This is a genomic window from Actinomyces culturomici (genome assembly GCF_900499005.1).
In the GTDB taxonomy this organism is placed as follows: Bacteria; Actinomycetota; Actinomycetes; order Actinomycetales; family Actinomycetaceae; genus Pauljensenia; species Pauljensenia culturomici.
Map to the genome: position 1 here is coordinate 1 of NZ_LS991317.1, position 4089 is coordinate 4089.

The 4089-nt window shown below is 71.4% G+C and carries 2 protein-coding genes; both read right to left on the bottom strand.

Features of this window, described 5'->3' with window-relative positions; genetic code table 11:
* Positions 1–594: 594 nt before the first annotated feature.
* Complete coding sequence (locus tag DY157_RS07040) at positions 595–1329, bottom strand: CDP-alcohol phosphatidyltransferase family protein (RefSeq protein ID WP_235827165.1); 735 nt, start codon at positions 1327–1329, stop codon at positions 595–597.
* A gap of 390 nt (positions 1330–1719) precedes the next feature.
* The coding region (gene purL / locus DY157_RS07045; RefSeq protein ID WP_235827121.1) for a phosphoribosylformylglycinamidine synthase subunit PurL at positions 1720–4089 on the bottom strand (2370 nt) is incomplete at its 5' end.

Sequence of the window (4089 nt, forward strand, 5' to 3'; positions counted from 1 at the left end):
TCGCCGTCTCGGCGCGCTCTGTGGGCGGGCACGGGCGTCGAGTGTGCGATCCAAGTCGCCCAGCGCCCGGAATCGGCGGCCCGCATGACCTACTTCGCCGTCTCGGCGCGCTCTGTGGGCGGGCACGGGCGTCGAGTGTGCGATCCAAGTCGCCCAGCGCCCGGAATCGGCGGCCCGCACAACCTGCATCGCCGTCTCGGCGCACACCGGCGGCCGCCTGTCGGGGAGCTCGGCGTTTCGTGGCGTTCGGCGGCGAGGGCCCGGCGCTCTCCCGCCGCCCCACGTGCGGAAAGCCGCCGCCCGCGTCTGAAAGGGGCATGGCACCGCCAACCTCGACACCCGCACCCCACCAGACCAACAACGACCCTCCACAACAACCAGCCCCAACCCGACCAGCCACTGCACTCACCCTCTGACACCGCCAGCAAAGTGATGCTCTCGGCGAGCGAAGGTGATGCTCTCGGCGAAGCAAGGTAATGCTCTCGGCGAGGGGATGAGGCGCATGAGCTCGCGCGTCAAGATGCCCCCGTTAAGATGCCCAGTCAAGATGTCCGCGTCAAGACGCCCGGCCTCGCGCCCGGAGGAGCGAGGGGCTCAGGCGTCCTGCCGACCGCGCAGCGTGCGCGCGAGGCCGGTGAGGAGGAACCAGACGGCCGAGACCCCGAAGGCCCAGAGCGCCCAGGCGGGCCGAGCCGGGTGAAGCGCGACGAGGACACCGGTCGCGGCGATCCACACGATCGAGGCGATGATGTTCGCGGCTCGAAGACGCTGAACGCGCATGGGGTGCGTGAAGTGGAGCGGGGCGAGGGTGAGGCCAGCGAGCACGAGCGTGACGGCGACGTTCACGGGCGCGGGCGTCCCGAGGACGTACATCGCGACGGCCACGAGGTTCCACGCCGCCGGGAATCCGACGAAGTAGGAGTCGGCGGACTTCTCGCCCTCGTTCGCGTAGCAGAACACCGACGAGACGGTCGCGACGATCATCATTGCGAGCGCGAGCGGGCGAGGCCCGAGTGGCAGATGGAGGAACATGAAGACCGCGGGGATGAACGTCCACGTCAGGTAGTCGACGATGTTGTCGAGGACGCAGCCGTCGAACCACGGGACGACCTCCTTCACGCGGGCGCGCCGCGCGAGCGTCCCGTCGACCCCGTCGACGATCATCGCGATGCCGAGCCACAGCCACATCCACGCGATGCGCCCCTCGATGAGGGCGACGCCCGCGAGGCACGCCCATACGAGCCCGGACATCGTGAGCGCGTGGACGGCCCAGGCGCGCAGGCGGGCCGTGTCGACGCCTGAGCGAGCACCGGCCGCGCCCTCGTCGATCGGCTGGGAGCGCGGGCCGTCCGCGGTCGACGGGCATCCGGGGACGAGGGCGGAGGCGGGAGCGGGGCGGGCGGTCACGGTTTCTCCTCTGGTCGGAAGAGCGGCACTCCAGTGTGCCCGACGGTTCCCTGCCAACCGACGATTGCCCGGGGTTTTCCGGGAGGAATCAGGGGACTCCCCCACACCTCCGAGACTCGAGTTCCCGAAGAGGTCTCAGCCGAAGCGTCGACGATGGCTCGAGGTCCGCTGGGGCGCCCTTCGCCGCCGGAGCCGCGTACGGCCGCGGCGCCCGCGCCGGGTGGGACGCGGGCGCCGCGAAGCGCCGTCGACGGGCCGAGGGGCGGCCGCAGGAGCGGCCGGAGCGTCGGCCGGGGAACGGACCGGGAGGCCTCAGAACCGATCGCGCAGGGCCGCCTCGGAGGCGGCGCGCAGATCCTCCAGATCCGAGATCCAGCCGCGCGACCCCTCGCCGAGAAGGTCGTTGCCGAGGACCGCGAGCAGGTCGCCGCCGGTCGTGCCGAGTCGCGCCGCAGGCACGCCCTCGGCCTCGGCCGCCGCGTACACCGCGGCCAGCGCGCCCTCGGGGACCGCGACGAGGGCGCGGGCCTGCGACTCGGAGAGGAGCATCTCGAAGTCGGTGAGCCCGGTGAGCCCCTCGGCCTCGGTGAGGTCGAAGGAGCCGCCGATCCCGAAGCGGAGCGCCATGTCGACGAGGCTCTGCGCGAGCCCGCCGTTCGAGAGGTCGTGAGCCGCGCGCACGAGCGGGCGCCCGTCCGGACCGTCCGCGTTCGTCAGGGCGCGGACGACGTTGCCGAGGGCGACCTCGGCGTCGAAGTCGACGACCGGCGGGAGGCCGCCGAGGTGCCCGTGGCGGATGCGCGCCCACGCGGACCCGTCGAACTCGGAGCGGGTCGCGCCGAGGAGCACGACCGCGAGCCCCTCCTCGGTGAATCCCGAGGGGTTCGCGCGGCGGACGTCCTCCATGACGCCGAGCATGCCGACGACGGGGGTCGGGTTGATCGACGAGGTCGGGAGGTTCTTCTCGGTTCCGGAGGAGTTGTAGAGCGACACGTTGCCGCCGGTCACCGGCACGCCGAGGGCGATGCACCCGTCGGCGAGAGCGGTCATCGCGGTGACGAGCTGCCACATCGCGTCCGTGTCCTCGGGGTTGCCGAAGTTCAGGCAGTCGGTGATGGCGACGGGCTCGGCGCCGACGATCGCGACGTTCCGGTAGGCCTCCGCGAGCGCCTGCTTCGCGCCGGCCGCCGGATCGAGCTTCGTGTACCAGCCGTTCGCGTCGGTCGCGAGGGCGACGCCGAGACCGGAGGCCTCGTCGACGCGGATGACGCCGGCGTCGTCGGGCTGCGCGAGGGCGGTGTTGCCCTGGACGTAGCGGTCGTACTGGTCGGTGACCCACGCCTTGGACGCCTGGTTGACGTCCGCGAGGACCGTCTCGATGTCGGCGACGAGTTCCTCGCCCGTCTGCGGGTGGGGGAGATTCTCGGACGTGTCGGCCTGGAGGGCGTCCTGCCAGGCGGGGCGCGCGTAGGGACGGTCGTAGACGGGGCCCTCGTGGGCGACGGTCTTCGGGTCGACGTCGACGATGCGCGAGCCGAAGTGGTCGATCGTCAGGCGGCCGTCGCCGGTGAGTTCGCCGATGATCGCGGCTTCGACGTCCCACTTGTCGATGATCTCGAAGAAGCGCTCCCGGTCCTCGGGGGTGACGATCGCCATCATGCGCTCCTGCGACTCCGACATGAGGATCTCGCCGGCGGTGAGGGTCGGGTCGCGGAGGAGGACCTTCTCGAGGTCGACGTGCATGCCCGAGTCGCCGTTCGAGGCGAGCTCGGAGGTCGCGCAGGAGATGCCGGCGGCGCCGAGGTCCTGGATGCCCTGGACGACGCCCGCGGCGAAGAGGTCGAGGCAGCACTCGATGAGGACCTTCTCCATGAAGGGGTCGCCGACCTGGACGGAGGGGCGCTTCGTCGGCATGCCGTCCTCGAAGGTCTCGGAGGCGAGGATCGACGCTCCGCCGATGCCGTCGCCGCCGGTCCGGGCGCCGAAGAGGACGACGAGGTTCCCCTCGCCGACCGCGTTCGCGAGGTGGATGTCCTCGTGGCGGAGCGTCCCGATGCAGAGCGCGTTGACGAGTGGGTTGCCCTGGTAGGAGGGGTCGAATTCGGTCTCGCCGCCGATGTTCGGCAGGCCGAGGCAGTTCCCGTAGCCGCCGACGCCGGAGACGACGCCGTGGACGACGCGCGCGGTGTCGGGGTGGTCGACGGCGCCGAAGCGGAGTTGGTCCATGACGGCGACGGGCCGGGCGCCCATCGAGATGATGTCGCGGACGATGCCGCCGACGCCGGTGGCGGCGCCCTGGTAGGGCTCGACAAAGCTCGGGTGGTTGTGGGACTCGACCTTGAAGGTGACGGCCCAGCCGCGGCCGATGTCGACGACTCCGGCGTTCTGACCCATGCCGACGAGGAGGTGGCGCTTCATCTCCTCGGTCGTGCGGGCGCCGAACTGCTCGGCGAGGTGCTTCTTCGAGGACTTGTAGCTGCAGTGCTCCGACCACATGACGGAGTACATGGCGAGCTCGGCGTTCGTCGGGCGGCGCCCGAGGATCTCGCGGATGCGGTCGTACTCGTCGGCCTTGAGCCCGAGCTCCTTCCACGGCATCTCGCGGTCGGGGGTGGCGGCGGCGTCCTCGACGGTGTCGGGGAGTTCGCGGGGGGTGGTGGGGGCGACCTCGGAGCGGTTGCG